19 protein-coding genes are annotated in these 17,196 nt (G+C 70.4%); 8 read left to right on the top strand and 11 right to left on the bottom strand.

Annotated elements, in window-relative coordinates; genetic code table 11:
- The first annotated feature begins 79 nt into the window (after positions 1–79).
- From K8638_RS03015 to K8638_RS03005, 3 genes are read left to right on the top strand one after another with little or no spacing between them, the layout of a single operon-like run.
- The gene (locus K8638_RS03015) at positions 80–886 is read left to right on the top strand and encodes a S9 family peptidase (protein WP_223752842.1); all 807 of its coding nucleotides are present in this window, start codon (positions 80–82) and stop codon (positions 884–886) included.
- A gap of 25 nt (positions 887–911) precedes the next feature.
- Positions 912–1,025, top strand: a complete 114-nt coding sequence (locus K8638_RS45090) for an HNH endonuclease (protein ID WP_223752841.1) — start codon at positions 912–914, stop codon at positions 1,023–1,025.
- Positions 1,022–1,477 carry a DUF4265 domain-containing protein gene (locus K8638_RS03005; RefSeq protein WP_223752840.1) on the top strand — a complete coding sequence of 152 codons (456 nt, stop codon included), beginning with the start codon at positions 1,022–1,024 and terminating at the stop codon, positions 1,475–1,477. Before K8638_RS45090 ends, K8638_RS03005 begins: the two co-directional genes overlap by 4 nt.
- A gap of 27 nt (positions 1,478–1,504) precedes the next feature.
- On the opposite strand, the gene K8638_RS03000 is transcribed toward K8638_RS03005, so the two are convergent.
- From K8638_RS03000 to K8638_RS02965, 8 genes are all read right to left on the bottom strand, one after another.
- The gene (locus tag K8638_RS03000; RefSeq protein WP_223752839.1) at positions 1,505–2,242 is read right to left on the bottom strand and encodes an SDR family oxidoreductase; all 738 of its coding nucleotides are present in this window, start codon (positions 2,240–2,242) and stop codon (positions 1,505–1,507) included.
- The gene (locus tag K8638_RS02995; RefSeq protein WP_223752838.1) at positions 2,220–3,617 is read right to left on the bottom strand and encodes an NAD(P)/FAD-dependent oxidoreductase; all 1,398 of its coding nucleotides are present in this window, start codon (positions 3,615–3,617) and stop codon (positions 2,220–2,222) included. Before K8638_RS02995 ends, K8638_RS03000 begins: the two co-directional genes overlap by 23 nt.
- Entirely contained in the window at positions 3,604–4,884 is a 1,281-nt protein-coding gene (gene kynU / locus K8638_RS02990) for a kynureninase (protein WP_223752837.1), read from the bottom strand. Before kynU ends, K8638_RS02995 begins: the two co-directional genes overlap by 14 nt.
- Entirely contained in the window at positions 4,881–5,897 is a 1,017-nt protein-coding gene (locus K8638_RS02985) for an amidohydrolase family protein (protein ID WP_223752836.1), read from the bottom strand. Before K8638_RS02985 ends, kynU begins: the two co-directional genes overlap by 4 nt.
- Positions 5,894–6,418 (bottom strand): 3-hydroxyanthranilate 3,4-dioxygenase, encoded by a 525-nt coding sequence (nbaC, locus tag K8638_RS02980; RefSeq protein WP_223752835.1) that lies wholly within the window; start codon positions 6,416–6,418, stop codon positions 5,894–5,896. The genes K8638_RS02985 and nbaC overlap by 4 nt, the downstream gene beginning before the upstream one ends.
- Positions 6,419–6,847: a RidA family protein gene (locus K8638_RS02975; RefSeq protein ID WP_223752834.1), complete on the bottom strand. Its 429-nt coding sequence runs from the start codon at positions 6,845–6,847 to the stop codon at positions 6,419–6,421.
- Between the two features lie 21 nt (positions 6,848–6,868).
- Positions 6,869–8,311 (bottom strand): aldehyde dehydrogenase, encoded by a 1,443-nt coding sequence (locus K8638_RS02970; RefSeq protein ID WP_225936882.1) that lies wholly within the window; start codon positions 8,309–8,311, stop codon positions 6,869–6,871.
- A gap of 189 nt (positions 8,312–8,500) precedes the next feature.
- A complete protein-coding gene (locus K8638_RS02965; protein ID WP_223752833.1) occupies positions 8,501–9,655 on the bottom strand; it encodes a serine hydrolase domain-containing protein in 1,155 nt (384 codons plus the stop codon).
- 247 nt (positions 9,656–9,902) lie between these two features.
- Here K8638_RS02965 and K8638_RS02960 point away from each other — a divergent pair, with 247 nt between their 5' ends.
- Positions 9,903–12,041 (top strand): ATP-binding protein, encoded by a 2,139-nt coding sequence (locus K8638_RS02960; protein WP_223752832.1) that lies wholly within the window; start codon positions 9,903–9,905, stop codon positions 12,039–12,041.
- 7 nt (positions 12,042–12,048) lie between these two features.
- On the opposite strand, the gene K8638_RS02955 is transcribed toward K8638_RS02960, so the two are convergent.
- Positions 12,049–13,176: a UTP--glucose-1-phosphate uridylyltransferase gene (locus tag K8638_RS02955; RefSeq protein WP_223752831.1), complete on the bottom strand. Its 1,128-nt coding sequence runs from the start codon at positions 13,174–13,176 to the stop codon at positions 12,049–12,051.
- A gap of 179 nt (positions 13,177–13,355) precedes the next feature.
- Here K8638_RS02955 and K8638_RS02950 point away from each other — a divergent pair, with 179 nt between their 5' ends.
- Positions 13,356–14,138: an SDR family oxidoreductase gene (locus tag K8638_RS02950; protein ID WP_223752830.1), complete on the top strand. Its 783-nt coding sequence runs from the start codon at positions 13,356–13,358 to the stop codon at positions 14,136–14,138.
- Between the two features lie 18 nt (positions 14,139–14,156).
- On the opposite strand, the gene K8638_RS02945 is transcribed toward K8638_RS02950, so the two are convergent.
- Positions 14,157–14,783, bottom strand: a complete 627-nt coding sequence (locus tag K8638_RS02945; protein WP_223752829.1) for a hypothetical protein — start codon at positions 14,781–14,783, stop codon at positions 14,157–14,159.
- 160 nt (positions 14,784–14,943) lie between these two features.
- Between K8638_RS02945 and K8638_RS02940 the strand changes: the two genes are divergently transcribed.
- From K8638_RS02940 to K8638_RS02930, 3 genes are all read left to right on the top strand, one after another.
- Complete coding sequence (locus K8638_RS02940; RefSeq protein ID WP_223752828.1) at positions 14,944–15,099, top strand: DUF2625 family protein; 156 nt, start codon at positions 14,944–14,946, stop codon at positions 15,097–15,099.
- Positions 15,096–15,413: a hypothetical protein gene (locus tag K8638_RS02935; RefSeq protein WP_223752827.1), complete on the top strand. Its 318-nt coding sequence runs from the start codon at positions 15,096–15,098 to the stop codon at positions 15,411–15,413. Before K8638_RS02940 ends, K8638_RS02935 begins: the two co-directional genes overlap by 4 nt.
- A gap of 93 nt (positions 15,414–15,506) precedes the next feature.
- Positions 15,507–16,292: a 2-keto-4-pentenoate hydratase gene (locus K8638_RS02930; RefSeq protein WP_223752826.1), complete on the top strand. Its 786-nt coding sequence runs from the start codon at positions 15,507–15,509 to the stop codon at positions 16,290–16,292.
- 15 nt (positions 16,293–16,307) lie between these two features.
- On the opposite strand, the gene K8638_RS02925 is transcribed toward K8638_RS02930, so the two are convergent.
- A complete protein-coding gene (locus tag K8638_RS02925) occupies positions 16,308–17,171 on the bottom strand; it encodes an alpha/beta fold hydrolase (protein WP_223752825.1) in 864 nt (287 codons plus the stop codon).
- Between the last annotated feature and the right edge of the window lie 25 nt (positions 17,172–17,196).

The following is a 17,196-nucleotide window of genomic DNA, read 5'->3' as shown; positions in this document are numbered from 1 at the left end:
TCTTTCACCGCCCGTGTGCCCGGCCAGAGGGCGGGCGGGCGGGCTTGCGGTGTCAGATACGGGTCTCGAAGATGCCGGCATGAGCTCGATGTGGGTCCTGGAGACGCCCGCGCCCCCTGCCGATGCGCGCATCCCGTATGGCCCGCTGCCGCACCAGTTCGGTGACCTGAGGCTGCCCGCCGGTCCGGGCCCTCACCCGGTGGTGGTCGTCATCCATGGTGGCTTCTGGCGCGCGAAGTACGACCTGGAGCATGTGGCGCATCTCTGTGCCGACCTGCCCCGTCGAGGCTTCGCCACCTGGAGCCTGGAGTACCGCCGTGTGGGTCACGAAGGCGGAGGCTGGCCCGGGACGCTGGAGGACGTGGCGCTCGGCGCGGACTTCCTGCGCACCCTGGAGCGCTCACACGCGCTGGACCTCTCGCGAGTCGTGGCGCTGGGGCACTCCGCGGGCGGGCACCTGGCCATGTGGCTTGGCGCCCGGCATCGGCTTCCACCGGGCGGTCCGCTCCACAGTGTGGACCCGCTGCGGCTTCGAGGCGTCGTTTCGCTGGCGGGCGTCGTGGACCTGGAGCGGGGCTTCGAGCTTCGGCTCGGTGACGGCATCGTGGAGACGTTCCTCGGTGGCCCGCCCGCGAGCGTGCCCGAGCGCTACCGCACGGCCTCGCCCGCGGCGCTCCAGCCGCTCGGACTGCCGCAGGTGCTCGTGCATGGCACCAAGGACGACACCGTCCCCGTGTCCATGAGCGAGGCCTTCTGTGCGCGAGGTCGCGAGCTGGGGGACCCCATCCGCTGCGTCACGCTCCCCGGTGCCGGACACTTCGAGGTCATCGACCCGCGCTCCCGGGAATGGACTCACGTGGTGGAGGCGGTGCGCTCCTGCATGTGAGCTCCCCTCAGCGCGACGGGTGGCCATGCGCCCGGAAGATAAGGGAGGCGCGGGCGAGGTGGATAACGGCCAGGTGCTTTGCCGGGACTGCAACCTCAAGAAGGGCGACAAGATGCCGCCAGGTGAGGACTCCCCATGACCACTCCACGAGTCGATGACCGGGTCAAGGTGGTCGTCAAGCTGGAGAAGGACGAGGACGACTACCCTCCCGCGGATTACGAAGGCCTGTGGGCACGCCCTCTAGGCGAAGGGCTATTCCAGATCGACAACATCCCCTTCTTCGCCAGGGGCATTGCCTGTGGCGACGTCATTTCGGCTTCACAGGTGGAGCAAGAGCTTCGCTTCCTGGAAGTCGTCAGGCCTTCGGGGCACAGCACCTTGCGCCTCATCATTCATGACGAGCAGGACGTGCCTTCCGTCAAAGCCCTGCTCGAGAGGCTGGGGTGCTCCATCGAGCGAAGTCATATCCCCGGCCTCATCTCCGTGGACGTGCCCCCCGCCGTGCCCATGGCGACACTGAAGCCAATCCTGGACGAAGGTGAGGCCCAGGAGCGCTGGGGCTACGAGGAGGCGTGCCTCGCCTCCCCCTGAGGGCTCCCGACACTCACGGGCGCCGCGTCAGAACCCCCGCTGCGCCCCGCCGTCCACGGCAATCGACTGGCCGGTGATGTACGAGGCCTGCTCCGACGACAGGAACGCCGCCAGCGCGGCCAGCTCCTCCGGCCGTCCCAGCCGCCGCGCGGGAATCTGCGGCGCCACCTTCTCGTCCGTCAGCCCCAGCTGCGTCATCCGCTCCGTCGCGTGGTAGCCGGGCAGCACCGCATTCACCGTGACGCCGTGCTGCGCCACCTCGTTGCTCACCGTCTTCACCAGCCCCAGCAGGCCCGCGCGCAGGCCGTTGGAGATGGTCAGGTTCGGCATCGCCTCGCGCGCGGCCAGCGACGTCACCAGGACGATGCGGCCCCACTTGCGCTCCTTCATGCCGGGCAGCGCCGCCTGGATGCCGTCCACCGCCGCCATCCACAGGCTCTGGAAGCCGAGCTGCCACTGCTCCGCCGTCAGCGCCTCGAAGCCGCCCGCCGGAGGGCCACCCGTGTTCACCACCAGCACGTCCACGCCGCCCAGCTTCGCGGCCACGTCCTCCACCAGCCGCCGCGCCGCCCCGGGCTGCGTCAAATCACAGGGCACCGCCATGGCCGCGCCCAGCTCCTTCGCGGCGCGCTCCAGCTTGTCCCCGCCGCGCGAGCAGATGGCCACCGTGGCCCCCTCCCTCACGAGCGCCTGCGCAATCGAGTAGCCCAGGCCCGCGGACGCGCCCATCACCAGCGCGCGCCTACCCTTCAGTCCGAAATCCATCCGCGTGCTCCTTCATGAAAGGCACCAGCCGTCCGCGGATGAGCTGCCCCGCGCGCTCCAGATTGACGTCCTCCGCCCGCGTCAGCCCCTCGGACAGCTCGGAGACGATGCCGCCGGCAATCGCTCCCACCTCGTACGCCAGCCGGTACGGCACCCGGCTGAAGCTCACCAGCGTGTAGCGGCTGACGAACTCACCAGGGAAGGCGTTGAGCAGCACCTTCTCCACCGCCTTCTCCAGCAGGAAGCGCGGGTTGCCGGTGCTGTCGCGCATCTCGATGAAGTTCTCCACCGCCATGTCGGCGATGGCGTCCGCGTTCGTCTTCCGCAGCCGCTCGAAGTCGGCGAACACGTCCTCCCACCGCCCGTGCCGGCCCAGCAGCCCGTCCAGCACCACGCAGTCCTCGAAGCCGCAGTTCATCCCCTGTCCGAAGAACGGGACGATGGCGTGCGCCGCGTCGCCCAGCGCCACCGCCTGTCCGCCCACGCGCCACGGCGCGCACTTCACCGTCACCATGCTGCCCGTGGGGCGCGAGAAGTACGCGTCCACCAGGTCGGGAATGAGCGCCTTCGCGTCCGGGAACTGGTCCTGGAAGAACGACTCCAGCCGGGCGGGCGTGTCCAGCGACTCGAAGCTCACGGGCCCCTTCCACGGCAGGAACAGCGTGCACGTGAAGCTGCCGTCCTCGTTGGGCAGGGCAATCAGCATGTACGTGCCGCGAGGCCAGATGTGCAGCGCGTGCTTCTCCATCTGGAACGCGCCGCCAGGGCCCGGCGGAATCGTCAGCTCCTTGTACCCGTGGCCGAGCTGCTCCTGCGTCGCGGCGAAGCCCGGCAGCCGGTCCATCTCCTGCCGCACCGCCGAGCCGGAGCCGTCCGTGCCGAACAGCACGCGGCCCTCCTCGCGGCGCGTCTCGCCGGTGGCCTCGTCGTGCACCGTGAGCGCGCCCGTGTCGAAGTCCGCGTGCGTGACACGCTGCTTGAAGCGGATGTGGACGCGGCCGGTGCGCTCCGCCTCCGTCATCAGGAACGTGTTCAGCCACGCGCGCGACAGCGAGTTGATGTGCTGCGAGTCGTCCTTGCCGTAGGGCTGGTAGGTCAGCTCGCCCTTCGCGGAATGAATCATCCTTCCGCGCATGGGGATGGCGTGCTTCAGCGCCTCCGCCTCCAGGCCCACCTGCCGCAGCGCGTGCAGCCCGCGCGTGGAGATGGCGAGGTTGATGGAGCGGCCCGCGTCGATGACCTCCCGGCGCATGTCGGGGCGGCGCTCCAGCACCTCCACGGTGTAGCCCCTGCGGGCCAGGTACATGGCGAGCAGCGAGCCCACCAGTCCCGCGCCCACCACGGTGACGGCTTCCTTCCGTTCAGTCTCGGGCATGGCCTTCGAGCGTCCTCACGAAGCGGTACACGTCGGTGTAGTTGCAGTAGAGCGGCGCGGGCGCCGCGCGGATGATGTCCGGCTTGCGGAAGTCGCAGACGATGCCCGCGTCCGCCAGCCGCTTCAGCATGCCCTGGGGCTCGCCCTTGAAGCGCAGCGAGAGCTGCGCCCCGCGCTGCTTCGCGTCCCGGGGCGTGGTGATGCTCACGAAGCCCGGGGGCAGCTTGTCCAGCAGGAACTCCAGGTAGCCGGTGAGCCGCTCGCTCTTGGCGCGCAGCGCCTCCATGCCGGCCTGGTCGAACAGCTCCAGGGACGCGCGCAGCGCCGCGAGCTGGAAGATGGGCGGATTCGAGAGCTGCCACCCCTCCGCGCCCGGCAGCGGGTCGAAGGTGGGTCCCATCTGGAAGCGCGTCGTCTTGTTGTGCCCCCACCAGCCCTCGAAGCGGGGCAGGTCCTTCTCGTGCGCGTGCCGCTCGTGGACGAAGACGCCGCCCAGGTTGCCCGGGCCGCCGTTGAGGTACTTGTACGAGCACCACACCGCGAAGTCCGGCCCGTCGTCGTGCAGGGACACCTTGAGGTTGCCCGCGCCGTGCGCCAGGTCGAAGCCCACGAAGCAGCCCTTCGCGTGCGCCGCCTTCGTAATCGCGGCGATGTCGAAGGCCTGCCCGGTGAGGTAGTTCACGCTGCCCAGCAGCACCAGCGACACCTCGTGGCCGTGCCGGTCAATCGTCGCGAGGATGTCCTCGGTGCGCAGCGTCTCCTCGCCGGCGCGCGGCTTCAGCTCCAGCACCGCCTCGCGCACGTCGTAACCGTGGAAGCGCACCTGCGAGGCCACCGCGTACTGGTCCGAAGGGAAGGCGCCGCCCTCCATCAGGATTTTGAAGCGCTCCTTCGTGGGCCGGTAGAAGGACACCATCATCAGGTGCAGGTTCACCGTGAGGGTGTTCATCACCACCACTTCCAGCGGCTTCGCGCCCACCAGCCGCGCGGCCTTGTCCATGACGAGCTCGTGGTAGTGCAGCCACGGGTGGCGGCCCTCGTGGTGGCCCTCCACGCCCAGCCGGGCCCAGTCCTCCAGCTCCTCCTGGATGTAGCGCGAGGCGTTGCGCGGCTGCAGGCCCAGCGAGTTGCCCGCGAGGTAGACGACGGGCTTTCCGTCCGGGCCCTTGGGGAAGAGGAACTCGTCGCGGAAGGAGCGCAGCGGGTCCTCGGCGTCCAGCCTGGCAGCGAAGGACTCGGTGTCCTCGAAGGGGTACGGCGTCGTCATGGTGCGAAGTCCTCGCGCGAGCGTCCCAGCCACTCCAGGGCGTTGCGCCAGAGCAGCCGCTCGCGCGAGGCCGGCTCCAGCTCCTTCAGGGACTCGATGAGTGTGCCCGGGCGGTCCTCGCCCAGGGGGAAGGGGTAGTCACTGCCGAGCGCCACCTTGTCCTGGCCGAACAGCCGGACGATGAAGCGCAGCGCCTCCACGTCGTGGACCAGCGAGTCCACCCAGAAGCGCCCGAGGTAGTCCCGGGGCGGCACCTTGTTGTCCACCGCCACCAGGTCCGGCCTCGCCTCGAAGCCGTGTTGAATCCGGCCCAGCGTGTGGGGGAAGGCGCCGCCGCCGTGCGCGAAGGCGAAGCGCAGCTTCGGCAGCCGCTCCATGACACCGCCGAAGATGAGCGAGCAGATGGCGAGCGACACCTCCGCCGGCATGCCCACCAGCCACGGCAGCCAGTACTTCTGCATCTTCGCCTCGCCCATCATGTCCCACGGGTGGACGAAGATGGCGGCGCCCAGCTCGCTCGCGGCCTGGAAGAAGGGGAACAGCGCCGCGTCTGACAGGTTCCAGTCGTTGACGTGGCTGCCAATCTGCACGCCCGCCAGCCCCAGCTCCTTCACGCAGCGCTCCAGCTCGCGCACCGCCAGCTCCGGCGACTGGAGCGGCACCGTGCCCAGCCCCACGAAGCGCTTCGGGTGCTCTCGGACGACGGAAGCCAGGTGGTCGTTGAGGAAGCGCGACAGGTCCGCGCCGTGCTCCGGCTTCGTCCAGTAGCTGAACATCACCGGAATGGTGGACAGCACCTGCACGTGGACGCCGTGCCCGTCGCACTCCTCGATGCGCTTCACCGGGTCCCAGCAGTTGCTCTCGATTTCACGGAAGAACTTCCCGTCATCGCGGAGCATGCGCGCCCGGCACGGCGCGTGGTGGTCCAGGGTGATGAAGCCGCCATGGCCGTACCGCTCGGCGAAGCGGGGGAGCTTCTCCGGCAGCAGGTGGGTGTGGATGTCGACCTTCAACGGGCGGGGCTCCCCTTGGTCACCTTCGTCCCGCACTTCTTGCAGGTGCAGTGGTCCGGGTTCCCGTAGAAGTGCTCGAAGATGGGCGGCAGCTGCGTCACGAGGTTGGTGACGTGCACGAACTCCTCGTAGAGCTTCTCGCCGCAGTTGGGGCACAGCCACATGAAGCCGTCCAGCTCATGCGGCAGGCGGCGGCGCTCCAGCACCAGCCCCACCGTGCCCGCGGGGCGCTGCGGCGAGTGCGGCACCTTGGGCGGCAGCAGGAAGATTTCCCCCTCGTGGATGGGGATGTCCTGCTGCTTCCCCTCGTCGATGACCCGCAGGTTCATCGTGCCCTCGAGCTGGTAGAAGAACTCCTCGCCCTCGTTGATGTGGAAGTCCGTGCGCGAGTTGGGGCCACCGACGACGGTGACCATGAACTCGCGGTCGGCCCACACCTGCTGGTTGCCGACGGGCGGCTTGAGCAGGTGGCGGTGCTCGTCAATCCACTTCTTGAAGTTGATGGGAGTCAGGCGGCCCATTCATTCATCTCCGATGGTGGCGATGCACTTGAGCTCGATGGCAATCGGCGTGGGCAGCCGGTTGATTTCGAGCGTCGTCCTGCACGGCGGGTTGTCCTTGAAGTACTCCGCCCACAGCCGGTTGTAGGTGGGGAAGTCCTTCTTCATGTTGGTGAGGTACACCGTGACGTCCACCAGCTTGTCCCAGGACGAGCCGGCGTCCTCCAGGATGTAGCGGACGTTGCGGAACACCGAGTGGCACTGCGCCTCGATGTCGTACGAGATGATGTTGCCCTCAGCGTCCAATTCCACGCCGGGAATCTTCCGGGTGCCGCGCTCGCGCGGGCCCACGCCGGACAGGAACAGGAGGTTGCCCACGCGCCGGGCGTGGGGGTACAGGCCCACCGGCTCCGGGGCCTTCTGGGAATCGACTCGCTCACTCGTGCTCACGCGTGTCTCCAAACGACGGGCTCACAGCTTGATGCACACGTTCTTCGGCTCGGTGAAGAAGCGCAGCGCGTCCCAGCCGCCTTCGCGCCCCACGCCCGAGTCCTTCACCCCGCCGAACGGCGTGCGCAAGTCACGCAGCATCCAGCAGTTCACCCAGACGATGCCGCTGTGCAGCCGCGAGGCGAAGCGGTGCGCGCGCTGCAAGTCCTTCGTCCACACGCTGGCCGCCAGCCCGTACTTCGTGGAGTTGGCCCAGGCGAGGACCTCCTCCTCCTGGTCGAAGGGGATGAGGCTGGCCACGGGGCCGAAGATTTCCTCCTGGTTGGTGCGGCACGCGGCGTCCAGGCCCTCGATGAGGGTGGGCTCCACGAACCAGCCGTCGCGGCACCGGCCGGGCACGCTGGCGCGCTGGCCTCCGGTGAGGATGCGCCCGCCCTCCTGCTTCGCCAGGTCGATGTAGCCCAGCACCTTCTCGAAGTGCTGCTGCGACACCAGCGCGCCCTGGTCCGTGCCGGGCTCCAGCGGGTCTCCCACCTTGAGGGCGCGGGTGCGGGTGACGAGCGCCTCCTTGAAGCGCTCATAGAGGGGGCGCTGCACGAAGATGCGCGGGCCGCAGAGGCAGATTTGCCCCTGGTTGGCGAAGGACGAGCGCAGGGTGGTGGCCAGCGCCTCGTCGAAGTCGCAGTCCGCGAAGATGACGTTGGGGTTCTTCCCGCCCATCTCCAGCGACAGCTTCTTGAAGGCGGGCGCGGCGACGCGGGCAATCTCCGCGCCGGTGCGGGTGCTGCCGGTGAAGGAGATGGCGCTGATGTCCGGGTGGCGGCTCATGGCCGCGCCCACCTTGGGGCCCAGGCCGTGCACGAGGTTGAGCACGCCCGGGGGCAGGCCCACCTCGCGGCAGACCTGCGACAGGAGGTACGCCGTCATGGGCGTGACTTCGGACGGCTTGGCCACCACGCAGTTACCGATGGCCAGCGCGGGCGCAATCTTCCACGTGAGCAGGTAGAGCGGCAGGTTCCACGGGGAGATGCAGCCCACCACGCCCAGCGGCGAGCGCAGGGTGTAGTTGAGGGCGACGTTGTCCGTCGGGTGCGCCTCGCTGGAGAACTGCGTCACCGCGTCCGCGAAGAACTCGAAGTTGAGGATGCTGCGGGGGATGTCCACGGTGGAGGCGACGGACAGGGGCTTGCCCGTGTCGATGGACTCCGCGCGGGCGAAGGCGTCCAGGCGCGAGCGAATCGCGTCCGCGATGCGGCGCAGCATTCGCGCACGCTCGGTGGCCGGGGTGGCGGACCAGGCGGGGAAGGCGCGCGAGGCGGCCTCCACGGCGCGCTGCACGTCCGGCTCGTCCGAGTCCGGCACCTGGGCATACGTCCGCGCCGTCGCCGGCTCGGGCTTGTCCAGCCACGCGCCGCTGCTCGCGGGCAGCAGCTCGCCACCGATGTAGTTGAGCACCTTCTCCAAGGCGGAAGCCCTCCGTGTGTGCCAACCCACACGGCCCGGCCACGGACTCCCGCTTCCCCGGTCGCTCACAGGGAAGGGGACCGCGCCGGCCCGGTGGGGCGGGGCGCAATCTATGCCGCCCCTCCGCCCGTCACCAGCACCACGGATGCGCCCTGTCCACTGTCCTGAAGGGGGCGGTGGAGGTCCGTCTCAGGCTCGGCTCACCGCGTCGTAAAGCGCGGCCACGAGCCGCTGGCTGCGCGCGTCCGGGTAGCCCGTCTCCGACAGGCGGTTGGTGCAGTAGCTGAAGCCCACCCGCCGCTCGGGGTCCGCGAAGCCGAAGGAGCCACCCCGGCCCGCCTGCCCGAAGGTCCGCTGCCCCGGGCCGAAGTACGCGCCACCCGGCGTGTTCATCATGAACCCCGGCGACAGGCGCATCGGCTGGCCCGTGGTCCAGCACCTGCCCTCCCACTCGGCCCGGGACACGCGCTCCACCGCGGCGGGCCGCAGCAGCACCGCGTCCTCCGAGTTCCGCGCCAGCTCCCCATAGATGCGCGCCACCCCGCGCGCCGTCCCGGTGCCCGCGCCCGAGGGGAAGCCGGACCGCAGGAACACGGGCGAGTTGAAGCCGGGCTTCCCCAGCGGAGGCATGGCCTTCCACTGCATGGCCATGCGCATGGAGTAGGGCTCCTCGAGCAGCAGCATGCGCAGCGTGTTGAAGCGCCGCTCGATGAGGTGCGCCGTGCGCCCCAGCTCCTCGTCCCGGCTGCGGAAGTGGTAGTCGGTGCCGAGCGGCCCGTTCACCCGGCGCTCGAAGAAGTCGTCCAGCGGCTCGCCACTGACGCGGCGGACCAGCTCCGACAGGATGATGCCGTACGTGGCGGAGTGGTACGCGCCGCGCTTCTTCTCCGGAGGCCACCTGGGCTTCTGCGCCTCCAGGGCCGCGGCGGCCAGCGCCGGATCGAAGAGCTGCCCGCGCTTCAGGGCATCCATGTCGAGCACGCCGCTCGTATGGGAGAGCACCTGCGTGACGGTGATGTGCTCCTTGCCCGCGTTGCCGAACGCCGGCCAGTAGCGCGCCACCGGCGCCTCCAGGTCGATGCGCCCGTCCTGCGCGAGCAGGTGGACGCATATCGCCGCCATCGCCTTGCTCACCGACATCATGCACACCCGCGTGTCGCGCTCCCACGGGAGGCCCTCCTCGCGGCGGGCGAGTCCGCCCCACAGGTCGACCACGGGCCTGCCGTCGATGCACACCGAGACGGCGGCGCCGACCTCTCCGTGCCGCTGGAAGTTCTCCTCGAACACCGCCCGGAGCTTCGCGAGCTCGGGCGCGCACTCCCCCTCGACTTGCATGCGTCGCATCGGTTCCTCCCCGGTTTCGCGCGGCAGGGTACGCCCACCCTCTCGGAGTGAAGTCAGCACGGCTTCCGGGTGAGCAGATTTTCCGATGCCACGGCTTCCAGCATCTGATGACACCGGGCCCATGGCCTGTGAGCGCGCTCCTGCGTGCTCTCGCTCCGGGCCGCCTGCCGTGCGGGCGGCCCCGGGGAAGCCCATGACAGGCAAATGTGCGTGAGGGGCCAAGGAGTTGTCCTCCAGGGGATTTTTGATGCGCACGGAACCTGCCGCGCCCTTGACGCAAGAGCTGCCCGACGAGGAGGACGGCCCACGCCCGGCCTTCTCCGGGCCGAGCGCCGAGGAGACGCTCCTCCGCCTGGCGAGGTCGGCCCGGCGGCTGGCGCGGGCACACCAGGCCACCGTCACGCTCGCACCCACGGCCAGCAGGCCCCACGGCGTGAGCGCTACGTCCCTGTCCAGGGCGTTCGAGGCCTGGGGGGGATACTCGGTGCCGCCCTTGAACCCCGGTGCCTCACGGCCCGTCCTCGAAGGCGGGGCGGAGAGGCCGCGTGGCTGGCTCGTGGTGCCACTCCGGACCCTGGAGGGGCACATCCATCTCTTCGACCCGGAGTCAGGAGAGGATTTCACCCCGGAGGACGAGGAAGCCCTCACCGGGCTGGCCGGATTGGCGGACGTGGCGCTCGAGACCGCGCGGCTGCGCGAGGAGAACCAGGCGCTGCGCCAGGAGGTCCAGCTCGGCGAGCAGCGGTTCCAGGCCCTGGCCGGCGCGTCGAGGCAGGTGGTGTGGCTGACGGATGCCCACGGCGCCGTCAACCGGCCGAGCTCCACCTGGGAGGACTTCACCGGGCAGACACGCGAGGAGTACGCCGGCTGGGGGTGGATGAGCGCCGTCCACCCCGATGACCACGCCCGGGTGGCGGATGTCGTGCGCCGCACGGCGGCCGTGCTGGGGCCCTACGAATGCGAGTACCGGCTGCGCAGGCGCGACGGCACGTACATGACGGCGCTCGCGCGGGCGCTGCCCGTGCTGAACGAGGACGGCACCCCGCGGGAGTGGGTGGGCATGACCGTCAACCTCGCGTCCGTCCAGGTGTCCGAGGACGAGCTGGAGCGGCGGCTGCGCGAGGAGCATGCCGCGCGCACCGAGGCCGAGGTCGCCGAGCAGCGCTCGGCTTTCCTGGCGGAGGCGAGCCGGGTGCTGGCCTCCTCGTCGCTGGACCCCAAGGCGACGCTCAGCACGCTCGCCTGGCTCACCGTGCCCACGCTGGCGGACTGGTGCTTCGTGGACGTCATGGACGAGGCGGGCGCGGCGCAGCGCATGGCGGTGGCGCACGCGAACGCGGCCGACAAGGCGCTCGCCTGCGAGGTGCGGGACTTCCCGCCCGGCCCGGACGGCTCCCGTCACCCCACCACGTGCGTGGTGCGCCGGGGCGAGTCCCTCCTGGTGGACGACGTCTCCGACGCGTGGCTGCGCAAGGTGGCGGTGAGTGACAGGCACTACGCGCTCATGAAGGCCGTGGGCTTCCACTGCATCATGTCCGTCCCGCTGCTGGCGCGGGGGCGCGCGCTGGGGGCGCTCACCTTCCTCGCGGTGCGGCAGTCGCGGCGCTACACGCAGGCGGACCTCCACACCGCGCAGGACCTCGCGCGGCGCGCGGCCCTCCTCCTGGACAACGCCATCCTCTACCGCGAGGCCCGCAAGTCGGTGCTCCTGCGCGACGAGTTCCTCTCCATCGCCAGCCACGAGCTGAAGACGCCGCTCACGCCCCTGCAGCTCCGCCTCCAGGCGCTGCGGCGCGAGACGCAGAAGGGCGCCGCCTCCATTCCCACGTCCCTGGTGGTCTCGCAGTTGGATGTGGTGCAGCGCCAGGTGACGAAGATGTCGGCGCTCGTCAACGGGCTGCTGGACGTGTCGCGCATCTCCAGCGGGCGGCTGACGCTGGACAAGGAGCCCCTGGACCTGGCCGAGCTGGCGCGCGACGTGGTGTCCCGCTTCTCGGTGACGGCGAACCAGGCCGGCAGCCCCGTGACGCTGTACGCCCAGGACGACATGCGCGGAAGCTGGGACCGGCTGCGCGTGGACCAGGTGCTCACCAACCTGCTCACCAACGCGCTGAAATACGGCGCGGGAAGGCCGGTGGCCGTGCGCCTCTCCGGGGACGAGGTCCACGTGCGCATCGCCGTGGAGGACTCGGGCATCGGCATCGCGCCCGAGCACCTGTCCCGCATCTTCGAGCGCTTCGGGCGCGCCGTCAGCGAGCGGCACTACGGCGGCCTCGGCCTGGGGCTCTACATCACCCGGCAGATTGTCGAGTCCCACGGGGGAGAGGTCCTCGTGCACAGCACGCCCGGCCAGGGCAGCCGCTTCGAGGTCGTCCTCCCCCGGTGAGCCGCGCCTACCCGCCGAGCCGCGCCTTGAGCCGCTCCTTCACGCGGGGGAAGTCCTCGGGGGCCTTCACCGGCTCGAACCGGCTGGTGGCCGGGTCCACGCGCTCCACCTCGATGAACGTCACCGGCAGGAGCGGCTGGCCGTCCGGACGGGTGAGGCTGCTGGCCTCCGCCGTCACCTGCTCCAGCTGCACCACCGGATGGCCGTCCACCTTCTTGGTGACGACGCGGTAGGGGATGGGGATTTCCTTGTCGAGCAGGGGCTCCAGGTCGAAGGTGATGTTGTTGGTGGAGATGGTGGCGTGCTTCGTCGGGTCCACCTTCTCCACGAGCTGGAGCTGCCCGTTGATGCGCACCGGCGCGGCACCCGCGTCCAGCGCGCCGCTGGGGTTGGTGCGAGGCGTCACCTCCACCGTCATCTGCTTGCCCAGCTCCAGGTGCATCCCGATGACCACCGGGTCCAGCGTGGCGGCGAGGTTGTCCACGTTGGAGAAGTAGACCTGCTTGACGCCCTGCTTGCGCAGCGCCTCGCCCACGCCGCTCTCGCGCAGGGCGCGGAAGACGTCGCCATGGCCGGACGGCGCGAAGGAGAGCTTCCCCTCCGCGTCCCGCCACAGCTCGCCGTTCGCCGTCAGGCGCGGCAGCATCCGCTGGCGGAACAGGTACACGTTCTTCGTCTGCCCCGTCTGCTTCAGGTGCTCCTCGATGCCGTCGTGCGTGAGGTACGACGTCATCACCGCCATGGGCACCGGGCGCCCGAAGCGCTCCTCCAGCCGGCGGCCTTCCTCCAGCTTGATGTCCAGGAAGGTGCGCTCGCCCACCACGGGCACCAGCGCCTTCACCGCGCCGCCGAAGCGCGTGCCCGCGCCGCCGGCCACGATGAGGGCCGCCACCTGCCCCTTCCGGAAGGCCTCCTCGCCACGCGCCCGGCACCGCTCATATGCGGGCGTGCCCGGACGGGGGAGCGGCTGGACGTCGCCATCGAGCAGCGGCTGCAGGGCGCCCGAGGGCGCCGCGGCTTCGGCCAGCTCACCGCGCTTCAGCTTCGCGAGCAGGTCGCGAAAGCTGGCGACGTCGAAGCCGTCTCGCGCGAGCTGGGGACTTTCGAGTTCCGCGTCGGTCTTTTCGGTGGACATGGAGAGAGGCTTTCGCGACCCCATGCGCGAATGCAACGCCAAAAAGGCGGCCGCGCGTCTGTTCTTGAACGGTGAGAAGCATGAGACATGGTGGGTGGAACGGGACTTGGGCGCGGCCCGGGAGCCCCGGGCCACGGCCGCGGAGCGGCTCGGCTATAAGGGGGGCAGGAGGGAACATCATGTCGCGCAAGGTGGCGCTCATCACCGGAGCCTCGGCGGGCCTGGGAGAGCAGTTCGCGCAGTGCTTCGCCCGGGACGGGCACGACGTCATCCTGGTGGCGCGCGGCGCCGCGAAGCTGGAGGCGCTCGCGGCGCGGCTGGAGAAGGACCACGGGGTGACGGCCCACGTGGTGCCGGCGGACCTGGGCCGGCCCGAAGCGCCCCAGCACGTCTTCGAGACAGTGCGCGCGAAGGGGCTGGCGGTGGACTTCCTCGTCAACAACGCGGGCTTCGGCTCCACCGGCCCGTTCCTGGAGCAGGACCTGGGGCGCGAGGCGGAGATGGTGGAGGTGAACTGCACCGCGCTCCTGAAGCTGACGCACCTCTTCGCGCGCCCCATGCGCGAGCGCGGCAGCGGGCGCATCCTCAACGTCGCCTCCACCGCCGGCTTCCAGCCCGGGCCGTACATGGCCACGTACTTCGCGACCAAGGCCTTCGTGGTGTCCTTCTCGGAGGCGCTGGCGCACGAGCTGAAGGGCACCGGCGTGACGGTGACGTGTTACTGCCCCGGCGCCACGCACACCGAGTTCGCCCAGCGGGCGGGCAACGGCAAGACGCGTCTGTTCCAGCGGCCGGGCGTGGCGAAGGCGCCGGACGTGGCCGCCCACGCCTACGCGATGATGATGCGGGGACGCGTGCTCGCGGTGCACGGCGTCCTCAACTGGCTGGCGGCGGTGATGGTGCGCTTCAGCCCGCGTTTCGCCGTGCGCTCCATCGCCGCCAGCCTCAACCAGCAGGCCTGAGGCTCCTGCCCCAGGGCCTCAGTTGAAGGTCGCGGAGAGGAGCAGCATCGCGTTGACGACGTTCCACTTCGAGCTGTCGTTCTTCTCCGGGACACGTCCGAGCGCGAGCTCGGCGCCGAGGCCCAGGCCCCAGTTGTCGCTCACCCACCACTCCTTGCCCACGCCCAGGTGGAGGGCGCCGCCCAGGTCGGACTCCGCGACGGTGTCGCCGTCCTCGCTGACGGTGAGCTGGGCGAAGGTGAGCGCGCCCGACAGGTAGACGTTGGCGGGCATGATGTAATACGCGACGCCCGCGCCCACGGCGCCGATGTTCTGGCTCACGTCGTCGTCCTGGCCCTCGATGGTGATGTCACCCATCTCGATGTCCGGGTTCGGCGCGGACGTGCCGTAGAGCTTGCCGAAGAGGATGAGGTTGCGCACCGGCGCGCCGCCGAACTCCGCGTTGAAGCCGTACCCGGTACCCTTGATGGCGAAGTCCTCGCCGACGACGGTGGCCTGGGTGTAGCCGCCGCCCAGCTGGAAGCGCAGGTAGAAGCCGTCGTGCTCATGCCGGCCGTCATCGTGGTTTCCCCGCTCTCTCCGGCCCTGGGCGCTCGCCACCGACGCCGTGAGGAGCACTGCCGCGATAATCCATGTGTGTCGCATGAAGAGGATTCCTTGGTTGATGGTCCCGCCCCGGCCACGGGCACACCGCGTTATCCGCTACGACGGTGGGGGCTGGCCAGTATTCACGCGTAGAGGTGGCGCCGTGCGGCGTCCACCGGGAGTCCCCGGAGGCGGGGTGTCTCGGGTAGCCTCTGCCTTCATGGCCAAGACCCTGGACGAGCTCATCAACGCGAAGGAGCCCGGCTGGGCGGTGGTGCGGGAGTGGCTCGACCGCGCCAACAAGCCCGTGGAGGTGCTCGACGTGCCCATGGTGGAGCTGCTGGGCATGAACCTCGAGCTGGCGGACGCGACATGAGCACGCTCCTGCGGAGCCTGCTCGTCGCCGCGGGGACGCTCGGGGGCAGCCTCGTGCTGTCCGGCCTGTGGCTGATGGTGGGGCTGCTCATCGCGGGGAAGGCGCTGGGGGCTCGCGCCGGCTTCGGGATGATGGTGACGCTGGCGCTGACGGCGGCCACCTTCCTGGCGGGCATCGCCGTCGTGTACCGGGGGCTGGGCAGGATGGACGTCGCCCGGAACGCCCGGCTCCTGGGCACGGCGGGGTACGGGCTCGTGGCGCTCGTGGTGCTGGCGCTGCTCGCCTTCATGACCCTGGTGGCCTTCAACCGCTGACGGTGCTTGCGCGCCCGCGCGCGGGGCCGGAAGCTCCGCGGCCACCACGTGCCCTCCGGGCGCGTCCGACATGACAGAGAGGAAGGGAAGGGGATGACCGCGACCGTGGACCACCAGGAGCTTGCCCGTGCGCTGGACTCCGCGCGGCTGGAGCGCCGCGAGGTGGCGCCGCTCACCCGCGAGGTGCCGCAGCTCGCGCTGCCGGACGCCTACGCCATCCAGGAGGCGGGCATCCGGCTGCGCCTGTCCCGGGGCGAGCGCGTGGTGGGCCTGAAGATGGGGCTCACCTCGGAGGCCAAGCGCCGGCAGATGAACCTGGACTCGCCCGTGTACGGCGTGCTCACGGACCGGATGCAGGTGCCGGCGGACGGCGTGATTCAGCTCGCCCAGGGCATCCACCCGAAGATTGAGCCGGAGATTGCCTTCCGCACCGGGCGCGAGCTGGGCGGGAAGGTGACGCGCGACGAGGTGCTGGACGCGTGTGTGTCCGTCTTCGCGGCGATGGAAATCCTCGACTCGCGCTACCGGGACTTCAAGTACTTCTCCCTGCCGGACGTGGTGGCGGACAACTCGTCGTCGTCGCTGTTCGTGCTGGGCACCGCCGAGCACCCTCCGCGCGCCATGGACCTGACGCGGCTGGAGATGAAGATGTCCGTGAATGGCGAGGTGGTGCAGGCGGCTCGCTCGGATGCCATCTCCGGGGACCCGGTGGTGTCCGTCATCCAGCTCTGCGAGTTGCTGGCGCAGCGCGGGCAGGTGCTGCCGGCCGGGAGCATCGTCCTGGCGGGGGCGGCCACGGCCGCGCACATGCTGCGGCCCGGAGACAGGGTGCAGCTCACGGTGGAGGGGCTGGGCTCGGTGGCGGTGTCGGCCGCGTAGCGGCGCCGCCGGAGCTCAGGGGTGGGCCTCGCCGCGCGCCTCCAGTTCGTAGAGGTAGCGGCGGATGAGCTTCACCACGGCCTCGGGCGAGTTGAAGTTGAGCGTGTGTCCGGCGCCGGGGACCTCCGCCAGCCGGCCCTGGGGGAGGCTGCGCACCAGCGCCTCCGCCTGGGCGCGCGGGACGACGCGGTCCTTCTCTCCGCGCGCCACCAGCACCGGCGTGTGGATGAGGGGCAGCTTCCCGGTGGGGACGTCCTGGCGGGCGGAGCGGACCGCGCGCAGGGCGCGGAGGAAGCCGAAGGTGCGGTAGTCCTGGGCCAGGATGACGCCGAGGGACGCGGGCTCTCGCACGCCGTCCACGAGCCGGCGCAGCACCTGGGCCGGGGTGCCGCGCTGCTTCGTGTCCAGCGAGGGCCCGAGGAGGACGAGCGGCCCGCGGCGCTCCGGGTAGCGCGAGGCGAAGTCCACGGCGAACTGGCAGCCGGAGGAGTGGGCGACGATGGCGGGGTGCTCGAGGCCGGCCTCGTCCATCCACGCGGCGAGCGAGTCCGCGAGTCCGGCGACGTCCAGGGGGCGGCGGGGCTTCTCGCTGCGGCCGAAGCCGGGCAGGTCCGGCGCGTAGACGCGGAAGTACGGGGCGAGGCCCATGGCGGTGGGCACCATGTACGTGCTGGAGGCGACGAGGCCGTGGAGGAGGACGACGCTCCACGCGCGTCCCGGCACGGGCTGTGCGGACACGCGGGTGTGGATGCGCAGGTCATCCACGTGGTGCCAGGTGCTGCGCAGCGCGCCAATGGGCATGCCGCCCAGTGCTTCCAGTCCCCGGCGGCTCCCCGCGCGCTCGGCGATGCGCAGACTCGTGTGTGCCAGCAGGCCCATTTCCGCTCCCCGGCTGAAGGAGGTT

The organism is Myxococcus sp. RHSTA-1-4 (genome assembly GCF_020037125.1).
In the GTDB taxonomy this organism is placed as follows: Bacteria; Myxococcota; Myxococcia; order Myxococcales; family Myxococcaceae; genus Myxococcus.
This window is presented reverse-complemented; position numbering and strand designations above follow the sequence as displayed.